At 63.4% G+C, this 20,082-nt stretch carries 16 protein-coding genes; 5 read left to right on the plus strand and 11 right to left on the minus strand.

Going from position 1 to position 20,082, the window contains the following annotated elements:
• The first annotated feature begins 45 nt into the window (after positions 1–45).
• Entirely contained in the window at positions 46–2,796 is a 2,751-nt protein-coding gene (locus OQE56_RS00985; protein WP_267220679.1) for a putative bifunctional diguanylate cyclase/phosphodiesterase, read from the plus strand.
• Positions 2,797–2,802: 6 nt separating this feature from the next.
• Here the strand turns inward: OQE56_RS00985 and msrA are convergent, their stop codons facing one another.
• Positions 2,803–3,510, minus strand: a complete 708-nt coding sequence (gene msrA / locus OQE56_RS00990) for a peptide-methionine (S)-S-oxide reductase MsrA (protein ID WP_267220681.1) — start codon at positions 3,508–3,510, stop codon at positions 2,803–2,805.
• A gap of 179 nt (positions 3,511–3,689) precedes the next feature.
• On the opposite strand from msrA, the gene OQE56_RS00995 reads away from it, so the two are divergent.
• On the plus strand, positions 3,690–4,523 hold the full coding sequence (locus OQE56_RS00995) for an arylamine N-acetyltransferase family protein (RefSeq protein WP_267220682.1): 834 nt from the start codon (positions 3,690–3,692) through the stop codon (positions 4,521–4,523).
• On the opposite strand, the gene OQE56_RS01000 is transcribed toward OQE56_RS00995, so the two are convergent.
• The 6 genes from OQE56_RS01000 to OQE56_RS01025 form a co-directional block, all read right to left on the minus strand.
• The gene (locus tag OQE56_RS01000) at positions 4,524–4,751 is read right to left on the minus strand and encodes an RNA-binding S4 domain-containing protein (protein ID WP_267220683.1); all 228 of its coding nucleotides are present in this window, start codon (positions 4,749–4,751) and stop codon (positions 4,524–4,526) included.
• 8 nt (positions 4,752–4,759) lie between these two features.
• Entirely contained in the window at positions 4,760–5,194 is a 435-nt protein-coding gene (locus OQE56_RS01005; protein WP_267220684.1) for a barstar family protein, read from the minus strand.
• The gene (locus OQE56_RS01010) at positions 5,191–5,592 is read right to left on the minus strand and encodes a guanyl-specific ribonuclease (protein WP_267220686.1); all 402 of its coding nucleotides are present in this window, start codon (positions 5,590–5,592) and stop codon (positions 5,191–5,193) included. Before OQE56_RS01010 ends, OQE56_RS01005 begins: the two co-directional genes overlap by 4 nt.
• 64 nt (positions 5,593–5,656) lie before the next feature.
• Complete coding sequence (locus OQE56_RS01015; RefSeq protein WP_267220688.1) at positions 5,657–6,499, minus strand: DUF72 domain-containing protein; 843 nt, start codon at positions 6,497–6,499, stop codon at positions 5,657–5,659.
• A 1,341-nt stretch (positions 6,500–7,840) separates the two neighbouring features.
• Complete coding sequence (locus OQE56_RS01020; RefSeq protein WP_267220690.1) at positions 7,841–8,656, minus strand: helix-turn-helix domain-containing protein; 816 nt, start codon at positions 8,654–8,656, stop codon at positions 7,841–7,843.
• 49 nt (positions 8,657–8,705) lie between these two features.
• Positions 8,706–11,150 carry a DUF3772 domain-containing protein gene (locus OQE56_RS01025; protein WP_267220692.1) on the minus strand — a complete coding sequence of 815 codons (2,445 nt, stop codon included), beginning with the start codon at positions 11,148–11,150 and terminating at the stop codon, positions 8,706–8,708.
• Positions 11,151–11,237: 87 nt separating this feature from the next.
• Between OQE56_RS01025 and nfi the strand changes: the two genes are divergently transcribed.
• On the plus strand, positions 11,238–11,936 hold the full coding sequence (nfi, locus tag OQE56_RS01030; RefSeq protein WP_267221844.1) for a deoxyribonuclease V: 699 nt from the start codon (positions 11,238–11,240) through the stop codon (positions 11,934–11,936).
• Positions 11,937–12,039: 103 nt separating this feature from the next.
• Here nfi and OQE56_RS01035 read toward each other — a convergent pair whose 3' ends face one another.
• Entirely contained in the window at positions 12,040–12,675 is a 636-nt protein-coding gene (locus tag OQE56_RS01035) for a PadR family transcriptional regulator (RefSeq protein ID WP_267220693.1), read from the minus strand.
• Between the two features lie 190 nt (positions 12,676–12,865).
• Between OQE56_RS01035 and OQE56_RS01040 the strand changes: the two genes are divergently transcribed.
• The gene (locus tag OQE56_RS01040) at positions 12,866–14,722 is read left to right on the plus strand and encodes an ABC transporter ATP-binding protein (RefSeq protein WP_267221847.1); all 1,857 of its coding nucleotides are present in this window, start codon (positions 12,866–12,868) and stop codon (positions 14,720–14,722) included.
• 159 nt (positions 14,723–14,881) lie between these two features.
• Positions 14,882–15,184 carry a DUF6496 domain-containing protein gene (locus tag OQE56_RS01045; RefSeq protein ID WP_267220695.1) on the plus strand — a complete coding sequence of 101 codons (303 nt, stop codon included), beginning with the start codon at positions 14,882–14,884 and terminating at the stop codon, positions 15,182–15,184.
• Between the two features lie 266 nt (positions 15,185–15,450).
• On the opposite strand, the gene OQE56_RS01050 is transcribed toward OQE56_RS01045, so the two are convergent.
• From OQE56_RS01050 to OQE56_RS01060, 3 genes are all read right to left on the minus strand, one after another.
• Positions 15,451–17,115 carry an ArnT family glycosyltransferase gene (locus OQE56_RS01050; protein WP_267220696.1) on the minus strand — a complete coding sequence of 555 codons (1,665 nt, stop codon included), beginning with the start codon at positions 17,113–17,115 and terminating at the stop codon, positions 15,451–15,453.
• 64 nt (positions 17,116–17,179) lie between these two features.
• On the minus strand, positions 17,180–19,021 hold the full coding sequence (locus tag OQE56_RS01055) for an ArnT family glycosyltransferase (RefSeq protein ID WP_267220697.1): 1,842 nt from the start codon (positions 19,019–19,021) through the stop codon (positions 17,180–17,182).
• On the minus strand, positions 19,021–20,010 hold the full coding sequence (locus tag OQE56_RS01060; protein ID WP_267220698.1) for a glycosyltransferase family 9 protein: 990 nt from the start codon (positions 20,008–20,010) through the stop codon (positions 19,021–19,023). Before OQE56_RS01060 ends, OQE56_RS01055 begins: the two co-directional genes overlap by 1 nt.
• Between the last annotated feature and the right edge of the window lie 72 nt (positions 20,011–20,082).

The raw sequence follows: 20,082 nt of genomic DNA on the forward strand, positions 1-20,082 counted from the left end.
GGGACGAGATGCAGGCTTATGAAGTGGTCGTGTACAAGGGACGCCATGGATTCCGTCCGTAGCAGCTCACTAAGACCGCTGTCCCGACGCTTGAGGCCGCTGGCCTACGGGCTGGTGGCCGTTATCGGCCTGATCCTCGTGTTTACCTGGAGCGCCCTCCAGGTTCAGGTCACTCTCGCCGGTTTCCTTAACGGCGAGAGTGTCTGGAGCAAGGCGCAGAAGCAGGTGGTGATTGATCTCTCCGCTTATGTCGAGTCGGGCGATGCCCAGCGGCTCGCCGCCTTCAATGAAAACTACGGACTATTGATTTCCGACGGGTGGGCGCGCGATGCGATTGCCTCCGGCGTGTACGACCGCGCCCGCGTCGACGAGGCGTTTACGCGGGGGAAGATTCTCCCGCAGGCCAAGCCAGGCATGATCTTCATGCTCCGCTGTTGCACCAACACCCCGCACATGCACGAAGCCGTGTCGGTATGGCGTGCGGCGGACGGTCCGTTGCATCAACTCGGCCTGATTGCCAAGGAAGTGGCACAGGCTTACGCGCGAGGCAGACCGGATCAGGCATGGATCGAGGCGCAACAGGAGCGCATCAACTCGCTCAACAATGAGCTGGAACCGCTGACCAAGCGCTTCTCGTTGGAAGTGGCGCAGGGTGCCATCTGGCTCGGGCGCGTACTGTTTGCCAGCGTGTTCTCTGCGGCATTGGTGGCGTCGCTGCTGTGGTTGCGCATGGCGCGGCGCATTCTCATGCGTATCCGCGGCACGGAAGAGCGCTACAGCTTGCTGTTTGACAGCGCCGCCGATGCCATCGTGATGGTCGATGACGCTAGCGGTCGCATCCTGGGCGCGAATCGCACCGCGCTGCAATGGACAGGAAAGACCATGGAGTCGCTGATCGGCGTGAATCTCTCCATGCTGTTCGTGCCGCTGTTGCATCGCGCCGATGGGGCAGTCACCGGCGAACTGCAAGGCCCCAATGGTGACGTGCGGCCGGTGGAAATGCGCAGCAGCGTGACGCACTGGGGTACCCAGCTGGTGCGCCAGTCGATTCTGCGCGACATCACCGAGCGGGTGAACCTTGAACAGCAGCGGCGCATCGCCTCCGAAGCACTGGCCGGCATTGCCGAAGGCGTGATCATCGCCGACGCGAGCCGGCGCGTCACGCGGGTCAATGCGGCCCATATCCGCATGACGGGGTTCACCGCCCAGGCGTTGCGGGACGTTCGCTTCGACGATCTGCGCAGCCTGCCCGACGGCTTGCCGCTGCCGGCGTCCGTCTGGGAGGTGATCGATGCCGAAGGCAATTGGGTCGGCGAAGTGCGCAGCCGCCGCCATGATGGTTCGATCTACCCGGAATTGCTCAGCATCAGCGCCATACGCGATCCGGAAGGGCAGGTGCAGCACTATGTGGCCGTCATCAACAACATCAGCACGGCGAAGGCGAACGAGCAGCGCCTGCAGTACATGGCCGCCCATGATCCGCTCACCAGTCTGGCCAATCGCGCCGAGTTCGAGCGCCGCTGCGTGCAAGCGGTGGCCGCGGCTGAGCGGCAGCGCGGCATGGTGGCGGTGCTGTTCATCGATCTCGACGCGTTCAAGGCGGTGAACGACAGCTACACGCATGCGATTGGCGATCATCTGCTGGTGAAGGTGGCCGAACGTATTGCCTATGAGCTGGGTGACCGGGGCGTGGCTGGCCGCATCGGCGGCGATGAATTCACCGTGTTGTTGCCCGACCTGCATTCGCGCGAACAGGCAAGTGCGCTGGCTGGCCGCTTGCTGACCACGCTGGCTGCGCCCGTCGTGGTGGGTGAATATGAATTGGCGCTCAGTGCCAGTATCGGCATCGCCTGCTTCCCGTTGGACGGCGCGGACGTACCGACGCTGATCACCAACGCGGACGCCGCGATGTATGCCGCCAAGACGGAAGAGCGCAACGCGTTCCGGTTTTACTCGCCGCGTATGCAAGCCGATGCGCGGCGCCGTATCGCGCTTGCCTCGGAGCTGCGTACGGCGCTGGCGGAGAACCAGTTCCATCTCGTCTTTCAGCCGACGGTGGAATTACGTAGCGGCCGCATCGTGGCGGTGGAGGCCTTGCTGCGCTGGCATCACCCCCGCCGTGGCCTGATTCAGCCCGGCGAGTTCATCCCCATGGCGGAAAAGCTCGGGCTCATCCGGCGCATCGACCAATGGGTGCTGCAGGCGGCGTGCACCCAGATGTATCTGTGGGATCGCGACGGGCTGCCGCCGTTGCGCATGGCGGTCAATGTGTCCGCCAACTGGTTTGGTCAGGCCAATTTTGTCGATGACATTCGCACGCTGCTGGAGTCGCGCCGCCTTGCGCCTGACCGTTTGATGCTGGAAATCACCGAGGGCGCGATCCTGCGCCTCGGCGAGGAAATGGAGCGCGTGCTGCATTCGCTGCATGCACTGGGCGTCGGCGTGGCCATCGATGACTTTGGCACCGGTTATTCGTCGATGAGCTACCTCAAGCTGCGCGCCATCGCGTACCTCAAGATCGATCAGAGCTTCGTCGCCGGTCTGCCCGAAGATGGCAGCGATGGCGCCATTGTCGAAGCCATGCTTACGCTATGCCGCAAGCTGGACATCAGCCCTATCGCCGAAGGCATCGAAACGGAAGAACAACACCGTTTCCTGTTGCGCGCCGGGTGTGCCGAAGGGCAGGGCTTCCTTTACTCCCGTCCGGTTGAGCCGGAGGTGATCGCGCAGTTGCTCACCTCCAGCCGTCGCGCGGGCGGTTCGCATCTGCGCCTGGTGCCGCCCGAAGCGGGTTGAGCATGTTCAATGCAGTTCTACACTGACCACGTCGCGTTCTGGCTGATATAGCGCCGGAAACTGAGCCTTGAGATGCGCCACCTTCGGCGCGTCGTTGAACACGATGTACGGCTCGTCGGGATGACGCTTCGCGTAATCCTGGTGATAGGACTCCGCCGCGTAGAACCCCTTGAGCGGCGCTACCTGCGTCACGATGGGATCAGAGAAGGTGTGCGCGGCGCTGAGCTGTGCGATGTACGCGCTGGCGACGCGCTTCTGCTCATCGTTGCCGTAGAAGATCACCGAGCGGTACTGCGTGCCTACATCCGGCCCCTGCCGGTTGAGTTCGGTGGGGTCCGTAGCCACGGAGAAGAACACCTTCAGCAACTGGCCATAACTGACCTTGGCGGGGTCATAGAGAATTTTCACGGATTCGGCGTGACCGGTATCGCCGTCGCTGACACGTTCGTACTGGGCGGTGCGGGCGTCGCCACCGGCGTAACCGGCCCACACCTTCTTCACTCCCTTCACGTGTTCGAACACCGACTGCACACCCCAGAAACAACCACCTGCCAGAACAGCCACCTGGTCGCCCTGATCATGCGTAGCATCCACGGTGGGATCGGGCAGGTTGGTTGCGCCGCTGCCCGCGGTGGCCAACGTACACGCGCCCAGGCCCATCATGGCCAACAGGCCTGCCATGCCGGGAAACAGTTTGAATCGGCGGACGCTCATGGTGAACTCCATCTACGGATCGGACCATGGCCCACCACCAACGTAGCGGGCCGTCTCAGACACGTATTCGCCGCCGGGCGGCGCCCGGTTACCTCCATGCTGGCACTTCATGACTATCGGCGCGCGAAGGCCGCGCCAACGCAGTGTTATGGTGCGCTTCCCCAGCCATGGAGGCGTTCATGAATCACGCGGTTGACCTCGACGCATACCTGCAGCGCATTGGTTACGGTGGCCCGGTGGCGGCCGATCTGCGTACGCTCAAAGCGCTCACCACGGCCCATGTCGCTGCCATCCCGTTCGAGAACATCGATCCTCTGCTGGGTATTCCGGTGTCGCTCGAACTCGATGCGATCGAGCGCAAACTGGTAAAGAGTGGCCGAGGCGGTTACTGCTTCGAACAGAACGGGTTGCTCATGGCTGTACTGAAGGCCATCGGCTTTGATGTATCCGGCCTTATCGCCCGCGTCCTGTGGAACAAACCCGAGGACGCCATCGTTGCGCAGACGCACATGGTGTTGCGCGTGGAGCTGGACGGTGAAAGTTGGCTGGCGGATGTCGGCTTCGGCAGTATGGCGTTGGGCGGCGCACTGCGTCTGCAGCCGGATGTGGCGCAAGCCACCTCGCTGGAACCGTTCCGTCTGATCACCAACGGCACAGCGTGGCGCATGCAGGCCAACGTACGTGACGAGTGGAAAACGCTATACCGGTTCGATCTGCAGCCGCGCGAGGCCATCGACTATGTCGTGGCCAACCACTTCACCTCGACCTACCCCGAATCGCACTTTCTGCATGGGCTGATCGTGGCGCGTGCGCTGGCAGATCGCCGTCTTGGTTTGCGCGATCGCGAGTATGTGGAGCACCGGTTCGGCGCTGAATCCGTACGGCGCACGCTGCGCGATGCCGGTGAAATCATGCAGGTATTGCGGGAGCAGTTTGGTATCAGGCTACCCGCCCATCCGGAGTTGGAACGCCGCCTGGACAGCTTGCCGATGTCGGCCCGAGCGGCGCTGTGATTACTCTGCGGCGTGCACGTGGATGACGATGTCTTCCACCTGCACGACCTGGCCCGCATGGATCTTGCAGGTCTTGCGTAACTCCTGCTCGCCGTCCACGGACACCGCGCCACTGGCCACGATGGCCTTGCCCGCGCCGCCGCTGTCGCAAAGGCCGACCAGCTTCAGCAACTGGTTGAGTTCGACGTAGTCGCGGTCGGGTTCAAGTTCAAATTCGAGATCATGCATAGGTGGTGTCAGGCGTCGGTGTCGTCAAAGGCGCTTTCAGGCAGCGCGAAGAATACGAAAAAGGGGCTCTCGGCTTCCTGCCAGTAGTCCACGGATTCTTCGAGGATGTCGAGCAAGGTGTCGAAGTCGTCTTCATTGGCATCGCGCATGGCCTCCGCGCGATCGAACAGCAGGATATAGCCGGTGGCCTTCAACCACGAGAGATCACGCATGCTGTCGGCCAGCGCATCCCAATTGCGGCCGAAATCGGCCGGCAGGCGCAGCGCCTGGGTAAGCCGGTCAAACAGCGCTTCGCGGTCGGTGTAGTCAGCCAGACTGATCCGGCAAACGCGCAGGCCCTGCATGCCGGCGGCTTCGCCCAGCGGCTCCAGATCCTCGCTGGTGACGAAGAAAATGCCGCCGTGCGATGCGTCGCCAAAATCGAGATCAAACTGCGCATTCATCGGGATACCTCGAACTGGCGAAAGGTGCGGTAGTGGTCGTCGGTGTAGTAATAGACCTGCGGTGGCGTACCGCCGGTGATGATGCGCCGGGCGCCGCGATAGTCGAGGCCCGGCGTATCCACGGTGAACTCGTGATAGTAACCCTGCGGCTTCGGAGGCAGGCGCGATTCGCGATTCTGGAACACCACGCCATCCTGCTGATGCTCGAACGGGCCGCCATGGGCGATGCGTGCCAGTGTATCGGCAGCCTCCGGCGGCAGAAACGACGGCAGGCCCTGGCTGGCGTGGGACGTGGTTTCGCCCGCGCCGGGCGGCGAGGGCTCGGGCGTGTGACGCCCCCACAGCAGCGCAGCCATCGCCAGCACGGCAATCAGAAGCAAGGGTTTCAATGCGCGCATGAGCGTACGCCTCCGTAAAGTGGCGCGAGTGTAGAGCCTCGGCGCGCGTCAGGCACTCACGGCATCAGCGGCGTGCATCGACGCGTTGCTGCAAGGCCATGGCTGCCGCCGGGTTGCGCTCTTTCGCGCTGCTGATGAAATAGATGAAAACATCCCGCGGGCCCTGCGCTCCGAGTGGCGGCGCAACATGCGGCAGCCCGGACAGATCATGACCCTGAGCCCAGTCGTGGGCGCGTGTGGTCCAGGCATCCAGTTCGGCGGGCGCATAGCCGGTATCGATATGCGACTCGCTGCGCATCAGCCGCGCATACGCAAAGTCGCCGGTGAGGTCGGCCATCGAGGGGTACTGCGGCGAATCCGTGAACACGGTGGGAATGCGATAGCGGCGAGCCAGCTCGACATAGCCCGCATCGAGAAAGCTGGGATGACGCACTTCAAGCACGTGCCGCATCGGTTGCCCGTTGAGTTCGCGCGGCAGCAATTCGAGGAATGCAGCCAAATCGCCGGCATCGAACGGCCGCGACGTTGGCAGCTGCCATAGCACCGGTCCGAGCCTGTTACCGAATTCGGCCAGCCCGCCAAACACAAAGCCATCGATGCCGCGCGCGGTGTCCGCCAGCCGTTTGCCTTCGGTGATATAGCGCGGGGCCTTCAGCGAAAACACGAAGCCCTCCGGCGTTTCGGCCGCCCATTTCGCGTATGTCGCGGGTTTCTGCGCGCCGTAGAACGTGCCGTTGATTTCGATGGCACGCAGGTGGTGGCTGGCGAACTCAAGCTCGCGCCGTTGCACCAGCCCGGCGGGATAGAAGTTGTTGCGCCATGGCGCGAAATTCCAGCCGCCGATGCCGGTGCGGATGCGCGAGGAGGGGCCGTTGCCGGGGGCTTGGGAGAACAGGTCGCTGGGCATCGGAGGGTGGGGGATGGGTGGGGAGGGGATGATGCCATGGGGGAGGGGGTGGGTGTTTCTACGCCTGGGCGCGGTGAGGTGGCTTGCGGCGTATGTGGCTCGGTGCCCAAGTTCAATGAGGTGTGTGTTTGCGATGCGCTCACGCTCCTGGCTCCCTGTCCCCAGAGGGGACAGGGTTGGGGCAGGCGTGAGGCTTGCACGCTCTTAGCTCCCTCTCCCCTCCGGGGAGAGGGTTGGGGTGAGGGGCGGGTGCTCGCGGTAGCCTTCATTCCCCTCACCGTCATCCCAGCGAAGGCTGGAAGCGCTTCACAACAGCCGAAGGCTGGTCATCCAGTGACTTTGCTCTTTCGCCATAACGTAGCGTTCCCGCGACTTGGCTCGCCTGCGGCGGGCTTCCGCTGTCCTGCCGGACAGTGGGTCACTTCTCTTTGCGTGGCCAAAGAGAAGTAACCAAGAGAAAGGCCACCCCGATGGCGCGCCTTCCGGGCTGATAGCCCGGAAGGTACGCGGGCGGGTTACGGGGTTTTTCGACAGGGCTTCCTGCCCTGACGAAAAACTGGCCGGCATCCCTGCCGGCCACCCTGCGGGCTGTTCCTCCACCCGCCCGCCGCGCCATAGGGGCCCGGAGGTCAAGAGCGAGAGCCAGAGCCAGAGCGGCGCGCGAAGCGCGCCAGAAGCAGCGTCCGCGATCTCTTTGCGGCCACGGTGCCCCTGTAGGAGCGCACTCGTGCGCCACCGCAGCGTCACATAGTTGCTGCTCCGTAGGCTGGTCGCGTACAAGTGTGCTCCTACAGAAAATCCGCCAGACGAACGGCGATGCGATGTGCCGCGCCAGCGGCACGAGCCTGACGCTTTTGATCTGAGGGGCCCCTGTGCGGCGGTGAGGGTTGGACGATCAGGCCCGCAGGGGGATCGGCATGGATGCCGATCCCTTTTCGTCAGGGCAGGAAGCCCTGTCGAAAAGCCCGGCCAACCCTCACGGACTTGCCGGGCCATAAGGCCCGGCAAGCGCCAAGCGGGGTGCCTTTTCTTTTGGTTACTTTTCTTTGGGCAAGCAAAGAAAAGTGACCCGGCGATCGGCAGATCGTCGGAAGCCCGCCGCAGGCGAGCCAGATCGCCGGAACGCACACAAGAGCGAAAGTCACTTGATGACCAGCCTTCGGCTGTTGTGAAGCGCTTCCTGCCTTCGCAGGGATGACGGTGAGGGCGATCAACGATACCGCGAGCACCCGCCCCTCACCCCAACCCTCTCCCCGGAGGGGAGAGGGAGTTAAAAGCGCGGACCTCGCGTTCGCCGAAATAACGAACAAAGGCAATCGATTCGCGCCACAACAAAAAACCTCACTCCAACGGCAAATGATTCAAATACGGCCCCCGCGCCGCCATAAACGCCGTCGGCGTCATCCCCGCAAACTCACGAAACTCATGCACCAGATGCGCCTGGTCGCCATAGCCGCCGTCCACCGCCACACCACTCCAGTCCACCGCAGCACACCGATAAACAGCATCCACCACGCCACGAAACCGCATCAACCGCGCGTAGCGTTTCGTCCCCATGCCAACTTGCCGGCGAAATAGCCGTCCAAACCGGTACTCGGACAAGCCGGTGTCGCGCACCAGCGCACCAATACGGGCCACTTGCGGCTGCCGGCCGATCTCACCCAGCGCATACAACACCTCAGGGGCCAGCTGCGGCATGCGCATGTGAGCGAGCAGCCATTGCTCCAGTACGTCCAGCCGCACCTGTGCACTGGGCGTGTTGAGCAGACGCTCGCGAAGCTGGTGCGCACTGCTGCCGAAAAGGTCTTCCAGCCCGATGTCCTGTGTCACCAGCACTTCATGGTGCTCGCCGGTAAATGCGTGGGCGCCGCCGGGGCGGAATACCACGCCCATCACCCGCACCTGTTCGGCCGTGTCGATGATCTGGCTGCGCAGGCAGGGGCCACCGATCACCGAGGCGGCCGCGCGTGTGCAACGGCGCAGCCCGTCATCGCTGTAGACGCGGGTTTCGTTCTCGTGAAGGTTGATGATGAGCGCAGCGCCAGGCACTGGCAGCACGCGCTCGTAGTGATGACCAGCTTGCGGCATGTCCCAGTCCCACAGGCGGGACACCAGCGCGTCGAGCGGCGGTGCGGGTACGACGACGTGGTGTCCCATCGGCTGGCTCCAGGCGATAGCCCGAGTTTAGGCCGATGGGCCGGCGATGTCAGGCCTTGTTGCCAGGTGTAACCGTGGGCGAGGGGCTGACCGGCGAGTTGCCTTCAGGCGGCATGGTGCGCACCACCATGTCCTGGGGTGTCGTCAGTGGCAGGTCGGCCTGACGCAGGCGGTCGATGATCTCGAAAAGCAGGTCGCTTTTCACGGTGCTGGCTTCGCGCGGATTGCTCACGTAGGCCGTGCACACGAACATCATCGAGCCGGAGTCGACGCTGTCCAGTTGCACATTAGGCGAAGGCGTATTGAGCGTCACGGAATGGTTGCGCAGGATGTCGAAGATGATATGCCGCGCCTTGCTGGCGTCGCTGCTCAACGGCATGGGCAGGCGAATCTGCACGCGGCCCAGTGCGTTGGCCAGTGTCACGTTGCGCACGTTCTGGGTGATCAGCTGCGAGTTGGGCACGATCATGGTGGACCTGTCGCCCAGCTGGATCTCGGTAGCGCGCACGTTGATGCGGCGAATATCGCCCTCTACGCCGGCGATGCTGACCCAGTCGCCGACTTTGACCGGGCGTTCCGCCAGCAGGATCAGGCCGGAGATGAAGTTCTGCACAATCGCCTGCAGGCCGAAACCGATACCGACGGATAGCGCGCTGGCGATCCAGGCGATGCTTTGCACATCGACTTTCAGCGAGCTCAGCACCAGCACGAATACCAGGATGGCGCCGACATAGCCGAGCAGGGTGACAATGGACATCTGCATGCCCACGTCCAGCGAGGTCTTGGGCAGTAGCTGCTTGCTGAGCCAGCGCTTGAGCAGACGCAGCACAATGGCGCCGACCAGCAACACCACCAGAGCGTTGAAGATGTTGGTCGGGTTGACGGTGAGTGTGCCGAATGACCAGCCGGCGAAAAGCTTGGTGCTGCGATCCATCAGCTCATTCGGGCCTGCACCGTAGGGCGCCAGAATCGCCGGCACGGCAAGCAACAGCAGGAAGGCGCGGAGCACGCCCGACAGAATGACCGCGCTCTGTTCAAGGCGCGCCGGCGCAAAGCCGAAGGTTTCCTGCAAGCGTGCGCCCGAGCGTGATTCAGGCGAGAGCAGCGACTCGCACAGGTCGTTGATCAGGTGCATGAACAGGTACAGCACGCCGATCAGGAATGCTGCGCTCAACATCTGTCGCGCAAAGAAGAAACCGAGTGCGATGTAGCCGGTGACAACAGCGAGCAGCGTGGTGACACAACCCACAAAAGCGCCCGCGATGATCAGCCCCACCCACGCTGGCCGCGCCTGAGGTTTCCCGCCACTGGTAATCAGCGCGCGGCGAGCACGGCCCATGCGAATCAGAGCCGCTACGGTCAGGCCGCCGATCAGCGTTGCGCTGAACGCGTTGGCCGTCATCGTGGTGGCAAGGCTTGCGCCGATGTCGCTCGTTATCCGTTCGAACAGGGCGAGCACAAACGTGCTGTAAGCGAACAAAGCCGGGAACGGTGCCAGGCGCCTGGCGAGATCATCCGAAATCGGCGGGAGGCGCCACGAGGGGCGCTTTGCGCTGAGCAGTGCGCGTCCAAGGCCGGCGAGGGTGGCCATGAAGAACATGACGCCGACGAACGGGCGCACCAGATCATCCAGATCCTGGTCATACACGCCGTTCCAGTTGAACGCGCGATAGACCAGCCAGGCGGCTATGCCGTAAGTGAGCGTGGTGCCCAGCGTAATCAGCGCGGCCATAGCGCTGCGGCGAAGATGGCCAGAAGGCAGATATTTGCTGGCCATATCCAGCATCTGGTGTTCGAGCAGCCGGCGCCCGACGGCGAGCAACGCTACGGCGGCAAGCAGGCACAAGATGAGAGGAACGCGGCCGGGTGGTTGCCATGCCTTCTCTACAGCAGCCCCGAACGTTTTGCCGAGCGTAGCGAAGCCTGCACTGTCATCCGGCATGGCCTGCGAGAGGCGCTGCCAGAACGCGATGCTCAATGGTGTCTCGGTCCGTTGCAGGATCTGGGCCTGGAACAGTTCACGGCGCAGCGAGGCAATCTGCGTGATCAACTGCTGGCTTTCCAGACTCAGCGACTTGGACTGGGTCACTTGCCCGGCGAGATCGGTCTTGTCCTTGGTGAGTTGCTTGCGCTGGCTGGCGACTTCCGGCGCTTCCGGTGGCGCGCCTTTTTCCGGCGCGGTCCCGAGTACGTCGAGCTTCGCCTGCAGGGCATCAACCTGTGGCGTCAGGCTGGCCGTGAGCTGATCGGCCCGTTGCTGCACCGTTTGTGCTTTCGTGCGCGCGTCCGTCAGCAGGCTATCGGTGAGCTTGGTCTTGTCGGTAATGGCCTGCTTGATCTGATCGAGCTGGGCGCTTAGCTGATCGGGGCTTGCAATCGTCGTTTGCGGAATCTGTGCCGGAGCCTGGGGGCTCTGGGCGCTTTGCGCGAGCACAGGAGTGGTGCCGGAAACGGCGAGAAAAAGGGTCAGCAGCAGGCGGGGAAGGATACGCATGGCGGCATGATCCCGGTCAGGCGCTGAACTGGTCAATGAATAAATGCCTTGACGATTTATTCAGATCGCTGCCTTCACGCTGTCGCGATGAATCAGGGACAGGCGCATTACACCGCTCCGCCATGGGATGGCGACGTGGCCGGGGCACGGGCTCTTCAGACGACATTGGCTGCCGAGGTGCGGTTGGTGGACGATCATCCGCCGTTGCGGCGGGTCGCCGGCGTCGATGTAGGTTTTGAAGAGGGAGGCGCGGTCACTCGTGCCGCTGCCGTGCTGCTTGACGCGCAGACGCTGACGCCGCTGGCGGAAGTGGTCGCGCGTTTGCCTACGCGGATGCCTTATATCCCCGGGCTACTTTCATTTCGCGAGTTGCCGGCGGTACTGCAGGCGCTGGAGCAACTGCCGGAAGCGCCAGATCTGGTATTCGTCGACGGTCACGGTATAGCGCACCCGCGCGGGTTGGGCATTGCCGCGCATCTGGGCGTGGTGACCGGGCTGCCTGCCATCGGCGTCGCCAAATCGATACTCGTGGGCACGCATGACGAACTCGGCATGCAGCGTGGCGACCGCGTGCCGTTGCACCACAAAGACAAGATGATTGGCTGGGTTTTGCGCAGCAAGGACAAGATCCGGCCCTTGATCGTGTCGCCGGGTCACCGCATCAGCATGGCGGCCGCGCCGGAACTGGTGCTGGCGTACTGCACGCGCTATCGCCTGCCGGAACCGACGCGATTGGCAGATCGGCTGGCGTCGCGCAGGGATCGCACGCGGAAGGACAACCCTTAGAAACCTGTTCAAAACTTCCGTGCGGCCGCATATCGCTCGCACCGTCATCCCCGCGAATCACGCCGGCAGCGGGTGAATGGCTGCCGGCATGGCGAGTGACTTCTCAGGCGCCCTTGCTGCCCTTGGCAATCTCATCCGCAGCCTTCTGGATGATGTCGCGGATGCGCTTCACCTCGGCGGCATTCCATGGGCCGCCATGCATGAACAGTGCGCGCTTGAGGTTATGCATCGCTTCGCGCAATGCCATCGGGGCGGCAGCGCGCGCATACATCTTCGCGGTGTGCTCCATGCGCGACATCACCGTGTCGACAGCGTCCTGATTTTCCGCGAGAAACGCTTTGCCTTCGCCAGTGATGGTGTACAGCTTCTTGCCGTCACCGGATTCCACGCTTGCATGGCCCAGTTCCTCGAGCAGGGTGAGCGTGGGGTACACCGCGCCGGGGCTGGGTGCGTAGGCGCCACCGAACATTTCCTCGATGGTGCGGATCAGCTCGTAGCCATGGCGCGGTTGCTCGGCGATGAGCGCGAGCAGAATCAGTTTCAGGTCACCCGGCCCGAACATGCGGCCACTGCGGAAACGCCCGCCCATGCCGCCCCAGCCGCCCTGGCCTTCGTCGTCGCCGAAACCGCGGCCAAAGCCGCGCCCCCGACCGATGCCCATGGCCTCGCGGATCCAGGCTTCACGGCCTTCCTGATAGAGATGGTACGGCGTTGAATCAAAGCAATGATGGAATCGCATGACACACTCCGATATATCGTAAGTAACAGTCTTAAGATATATCGTAGAATTTGCGGGATGCAAGTGCCCCGGGGCGTCGGGTCGTTCTCTTCTGTGGGAGCGCCAGAAGCCAGTGCGACTTGAAACTCTCCCTCCGTGCCTTCACCCAACAGTTGCCACGCGCCCGTTTCCCCCAAGGACGATCCCCATGCTGTTCCGTTGGTTCGAGTCGCTGATCGACGCCTTCAAGGAGCCCGTCGACGGCATGCCGCCACAGTCGGTGTGGCGCTTCTATGTGTTCTATCTGCGCCAGGTGTGGCCGGTGTTCGCCGCCGCATTGGTGGTCGGCTTTGGCGTGGCCATTGTCGAGGTGTCGCTGTTCGGCTTCATCGGCAGCATCGTGGACATGACCAAGGGTGCGCCTGCCGCCGACTTCTTCCGGCAGCATGGGCGTGAGCTGCTGTGGATGGGGTTCGTGGCGCTGATCGCGCGTCCGGTGCTGATCGGCCTGCACGACTTGCTGGTGAACCAGGCCATCGTACCCAACCTCACTAACCGCATCCGCTGGCAGAATCATCGGTATGTGATACGGCAGAGTCTGGGCTTCTTCCAGAACGATTACGCCGGCCGCATCGCCAACCGCATCATGCAGACGTCCGGTGCGTTGCGCGAATCGGCGGTGCAAATCGTCGACGCCATCTGGTACGTGGCGATCTACACCGGTAGCGCCATCGTGATGTTTGCCAAGGCGGACTACTGGCTGGCCGCGCCGCTGGTGGTGTGGCTGGTGGCCTATGTGGCCACGTTGCGGTATTTCGTGCCACGCACCAAGGAGCGTTCGTGGCGGCAGTCGGAAGCGCGCTCACGGCTGATGGGCCGTATCGTGGATGGCTACAGCAACATCCTCACGCTGAAACTGTTCGCCCACACGCAGCGTGAAGAAGCCTATGTGGCCGACGCCATGGGCGAACAGATCAAGCGCATGCGTGCCATGACGCGTCTGACCACCGCCATGGATGCCACCATCACCACGCTCAATGGCTTCCTGATCGTGGGCACCTCGGCGCTGGCGGTGTGGTTGTGGAGTCAGGGCAAAGTGACGGTGGGCGCCATCGCGCTGAGCACCGGCCTGGTGATCCGCATCAACAACATGTCCGGCTGGATCATGTGGGTGATCAACGGCATCTTTGAGAATGTCGGCACCGTGCAGGACGGCATCGAGACGATTTCCAAGCCGCGCACCGTGCAGGACCACGAGGGTGCCTTGCCGCTGGAAGTGACCGAAGGCGGCGTGCGTTTCGACGACATCCATTTCCACTACGGCAAAAAGGGCGGCGTGATCTCCGGCCTCAAGCTCGCCGTACGTGGCGGCGAGAAAATCGGCGTGGTGGGCCCATCGGGCGCGGGCAAGTCGACGCTGGTGAACGTGCTGCTGCGGCTGTACGACCTGGAGGGTGGGCACATCCTTATCGACGGGCAGGATATTGCCAACGTGACTCAGGAGAGCCTGCGCGCGCAGATCGGTGTGGTCACGCAGGACACCTCGCTGCTGCACCGCTCGATCCGCGACAACTTGTTGTATGGCCGCCCGGATGCGACCGAAGCGCAGGTGATCGACGCGGTGCGCAAAGCGCGCGCCGAGGAGTTCATTCCGCAACTGGTCGATGGCGAGGGTCGCGTCGGTTATGACGCGCATGTGGGCGAGCGTGGCGTGAAACTCAGCGGTGGCCAGCGCCAGCGTATTGCCATCGCGCGCGTGCTGCTGAAAGACGCGCCCATTCTCATCCTCGACGAAGCTACCTCGGCGTTGGACTCGGAAGCAGAAGCCGCCATTCAGGACAGCCTGGAACTGCTGATGCGCGGCAAGACCGTGATCGCCATCGCCCATCGACTCTCCACCATTGCGCGGATGGATCGCCTGGTGGTGATGGACAAGGGCCATATCGTCGAAAGCGGCACACATGCCGAGCTGATTGCGCAGGGTGGCTTGTACGCACGGCTGTGGCGGCGCCAGACCGGTGGGTTCGTGGCAGCGGAAGACCCGGCGGAGGACAACGTGGTGGCCTGAGCCGTGGAGTGCCAAGGCAGCGCGCGCGACGCGAAGCACATCTGCTGTCGCACCGGGCATGCGCCTCCGGCGCTCCTACAACGGTTTGAGCTTTCCTTGCCTCGTGCTTCACGGGGTTCGCGGCAGCATCACGCCTCCTTCCGTTACCGGAGCAGCGTGATGCCGACAGCAAAAGCCCTGGCACGTGCGCGAAAGGACATGCGTGAAGGCAAGTCGGCCAGTACGCAGGCCGGCGAATTCGTGCGCGAGGAAATCGATCGCATGGGCGAGGGCGGGCATCACGCGCACTCGATCAAACAGGCGATTGCCATCGGTCTGGCCGAGGCACGCGAGGCGGGCATCGACGTGCCGGCCCAAAAGAGTGCAACGTCCAAGAAGACGGCAGGTGCCAGCACTGCCAGCCGAGCCGCGGGCGCCAAGCGGGCTGCGCGTCAACGCGCGATGAGATCGCGCGAGCGTTGAGCTCAGCAGTCGTCAGAATCTCTACGCGACTTCGTCATCGCCTCATCGTCATCCCAGCGAGGCGCTTTTCAACAGCCGAAGGCTGGTCAAGCTGGGATCCAGCGACTTTCGACTTCACCTAGCGCTTAAAGGCACTGGATCCCAGCTTTCGCTGGGATGACGGTGAGGTATGGGTGACGGTGCGGCACGAATCCCGATGTGGTGCGGAAGCGAAGACTTCGAGCAGCCTCTCGGATATCACGACATGCGAACGTCCGAAGGCGACGTTACAGCCGCTCTTCCGGCAATGCCTGCACGAGCTCCGGCGCAGGCCATATCGCCAGCCAGACACCACGGAACGGTTGCGTATAGACCGCATGCGCGTGGTCCGCTTCGCTCAATCGCTTCGGGTAAACGATGATCAGGCCATTGGGGTGGTCTTCCGCCCACTGTTTGAGCGCCTCGGTGCCGTGCAGTTGCTCGACGGGGCGTTGCAGGCGTCCGAGAAAGGTGTACTGGCCATCGTTGGATTCGAGATTGGCCACTGGCTGTCCGCGCGCTTCTGCCTTGGCCAGCAGCGACGCCACTGGAGTGAAGTCGTAGGCCGGCCACAACGACATGGTGAAGAGGCCATTGGCGGCGACGGTAGCGATCAGGCCGACCAACGCCACGCGGTAGAGCTCGCCCTTGCGTATCACCACCAGGCTCAACGCCAGCAGCAGGAATAGCGTGCCAAACGGCACGCTGACCATGGCCAGTGAGGCGAACTGCGGGTCGACCAGCTTGCCGTGCGTCACCTGATGTTCCAGCACGATCAGCGCCACGCCCAGAACGCCCATCGCCAGCGCCATGGGCCACGGCGAAAGCCAGCGGCGGCCATTGGGCTGTCGCTCATGCATACGCCAGAGCGCTACTGCCATCACCATGGCAAAGCCTGTGTATTCCGGCAGCAGGTAATAAGGCTGCTTGCCGCTCACCAGCGAGAAGCCCAGCAACACGGGCCCCAGCCATGCGAACAGAAAGCGCATGCCGGGCTCGAATGGCCGGCGCAAACTGCCCACGGCCACCCATACGCGTGGCCACAGCGAGAACGGCAGCACCAGCACGGGAATCGCCGGGATGTACCACCAGAAGGGTTCGGCATGCGCGAAGGCGTCGACGACGCGCCCCGCCGTCTGATGCACCAGCAACTTGTGCCGGTACGCCTCGCCGCCCGCCCACGCAGCGAGCAGCGCCCACGCCAGCAACACCGCGCAGCCAACCAGCACTGCAAGCACGCCGCGCCCGTACCAGCGCCGGCGTTCGCGCTTTGCCCAGTCGTTCCACAGCGGACCCAGCAGCCACGGGAACGCGACGTGCAGCAGCATCACCGGTCCCTTGGTCAGCAGACCAAGGCTGACGGCGAGTGCGAACAAAGCGAAGCGTGGTGCCTCGCGTTTCGGCGTGGGCACCAGGCAGAGCAGGGCGGCCAGCACGCATACGGCCAGCAGCACTTCGTACATCACCTGCAGACCGAAAAAGAATCCGTAGGTAAACGCCATCAGGATCCATGGCGTGAGGTGGCCGATGACCGGTTTGTCAGGAAACAACCGCTTCGCCAGCTGCGCAGCCAGCACCAGTTCGGTCGCACCAAGCATCACTTCCAGCAGGCGCGGCCACACATCGCCGACACCGCCCACGGCCCATCCCAGATGAATCAGCCACAGCAGCAGGGGCGGCTTGTCGCTATAGGGCAGACCGTTGAGGTATGGCACCAGAAAGCTGTGCCGCGTCCACATTTCCCAAGCCACGGACAGCGTGCGCGTGGAAAACATCGGCATGGGGCCATGCTGAAAAATGGCGACCAGCGCGGCGGTGATCCACAACAGCAGCCATGACCATCGTGCGCCCCACGAGAGCCACGGGTGCAACGTGGAACGAGTGGGCTGGCCGGTCGTATCGAAAAGGATCACGTGGTGGACTCAAAACAAAAAGTAGTAAAAGCGGCGATGCGGGGGTAGCACCCGCACCGGCAAATCAACGGCGGATATCGATGCCGCCCCAGTCCTCAACCCCGCCGGTCGGCACATGGCCGTCGCGGCAGGCAGGCGCCACGGCATCGAACCGGTACAGCCGCCAGTCGCGGCCGCTGGTGACACCCATGTCCTTGGTGGCGGCAGGATCGATACACGGTGGCGTCACATCGGCGAGCACCAGCACCCAGCGCTGCTCAGGGGCTTCTTTCTGCCAGAGGATCGCGTCGCTCAGCTGGGTGTGCCACGGCGTGACAAAACCGAAGTCGGTGAGCTTGCGCGTGAACACCGGCGGAAGTTCTTCCTTCCACGCCACCAGGGCCAGTTCGGCTTGGGGGCCGATGGTCTGCTCCACGCGTGCGGCCAGCGCCGCCGGCGAACTCGCGCGTGCCAGCATCGGCGCAATGCCGAGTCCCCATATCAGCCACACGCCGGCAAGACCGGCGAGCATCGCCAACCCAGCGCGACGCAAACGAAACACCAGTGCAGCGCACAGCAGCCACGCACCCATGGCGATAAACATGCTCCACAGCCACGCGGCCTGGTCACCCAGCTGGCGTGCCGCAACGAAACGCTCGGCAGCTGGCGGGTGGGCGATCCACGCGGCAGCACCCGCGCCCAGCGTGGCGACACCGAGCACCAGCAAAAAGCCGATGGCCGTCCACTGCGCCCAACGCCGCTGCATGATGTTTTCAAGGAACGGCGCTGCGCTCAGCGCCAGCAGCGGCAACGCCGGCATGATGTACACGTCACGCTTGGCGCGGGTCAGGCTGAAAAACACGATCAGCATCACCACCCACGCCAACGGCAGCAGCAGGCGTGCATCGCGCGAGCGCAGCCGCTCCCACCATGCGGGCAGCAGGCCTGGCACGGCGAGCGTAAGCGGCAGCCACGACGTGAAGATCACTTCGAGGTAGAACCACGGCGGCTGAATGCTGTTCCACGGATGGACGTAGCGATTCACCGTCTGGTTGAAAAAGATGTCATGCACATACGCGCGCGCAGTCTGGCTGTCGTGCGTATGCACGTAGAGCAACAGTGGCACCAGCCACAGCGCGATGGCGGCGGCGAAGGCGGCGATACCGCCCAGCCAGTGCAGCGGACGGAATGCTATGGGCGACAAACCATGCCACGCCTGATGGCGTGCCACCAGCCACGGCACCAGCATGAGAAATGCCAAAACGCCCACGCCTTTGGTGATCACACCCAGTCCCGCTGCGAAACAGCCGAACCAGAACGCTCGCCAATCCGGCCCCAACAGGAAGTGGCGCAACAGGCCCACGTTCGCTGCGGTGAGAAAGAACGTCACCGTGGGGTCGATCTGCCCGCGCTTGGCCTGAAACACAAACTGGATGGTGCACAGCAGGGCGCCTCCCGCCCACAGACCCACGCGATGCCCCCACAGGCGCCGCGCAAGGTCGTAGATCAGCCACAGCGTGCCGATGGAAGCGAGCAGCGACGGCAGCAGGAAGGCGACCCACCAATGGCCGGTAACCACATAGGACAAGGCCTGCAGCGCCATGAAGGTGGGCGGCTTGTCTGAGTACCAGTCGGTGCCGCGATGCGGAATCAGCCAGTTGCCCGACTCCACCATCTGGCGAGCCACCAGCGCGAAGCGTGGCTCGTCCGACGGGGTGGGGCCGCGCATGCCGATACCGGCCGCGAGCACCAGCAAGGCGCCCAGCATCAGCCACCAGCGCTGCAGGCGCTCCCGTGGCGACAGCGGTGCTGTGGCGGCGGGTCCACCCGCGCCGCCGCGGGCATCGTCAGGGCGATAAGCATCCATCCCGCTGACATCGGCGTGGTTCGACGCGATGTCGCGCGGCTTCCTGCGGTGTTCACTCATTACATCCGAACCTGCTGCTCAAGCGTAGGAGGATTTTGCCAGGGCACGCCTGCGGGTGCCTTATGCTCGAGCAGCTGCGCATAGTTGGCGACGATACGGCTGGCCACCTCCTGCGCGGTCAGTCCCTTGGTCACCAACGCACAACTGCCCATGCCATAGGGCTCATACACCGTGGCGTCTGTCACGGAGAACATGCCGACGGTGGGCACTTTGGAAGCCACCGCGAGATGCATGACGCCGCAATCGGCCGTAATCATCAGGTCCATGCCCGCCATGACCGCGCCCATCCGGCGGATATCCGTCGAATAATAGCCTGGCCACTCGGCGCCAAACATGGAGTGCCCATGCATCGGGACCACTTCGATGAGACGGGCCTGGGGGCACTGCGCCCGGAACGTGTCGAGAAATTCGCGCCACCATTCCGAGGGATAGCGCTTGGCGCGCGTGGCGTTGCCAAAGATGCCCACCACCAGCGGCATCGATGTTTCCGTTGGCACGTCCAGCAGTTCGTGGATGACCTGACGCCCCTGCGCGAGCTCCACATCGGTCAGCCGGATATCCAGCATAGGGTACTGCTGATCGTCGACGTGTTCCGGCGACGGCACCCAGCGCACCAGATTCACTGGCCGATGAGCCATATGACGCAGCGCTGCGTCTTCTGGTACAGCATGGGTCAAGCCTGAGCCGGCCCACTTGTCGTCGAAGCCGAGCTTATAGGTGCCGTTGAGCGCACGCGTCAGCGCGCGGCTGAAACCCGAGCCGATGCACGGATCCACAATAAGGTCATAGCGCGTCTTGCGCACTTTGCTCAGCAGGCGCAGAAACGACCACGGATGCTTGAAGCCACGCTTGGGCAGGCAATAGATGTTCTTCACGCTGAAGAAGGTGGAGAACACTTCTTTGCCGATATCGCCCTCGGCGATGATGTCGATCTCCGCGCCCTTATATAGGCGCTCCAGCTCCGTGATAAGCGGCGTAATCAAAAGCATGTTGCCCAGCCGATGATTTGGCCGGCAAACGAGGATGCGAAAAATTCCCTTTCGCGGAAGCGGCTCCTGCCT

This window comes from Dyella silvae, from assembly GCF_026421305.1.
GTDB lineage: Bacteria > Pseudomonadota > Gammaproteobacteria > Xanthomonadales > Rhodanobacteraceae > Dyella > Dyella silvae.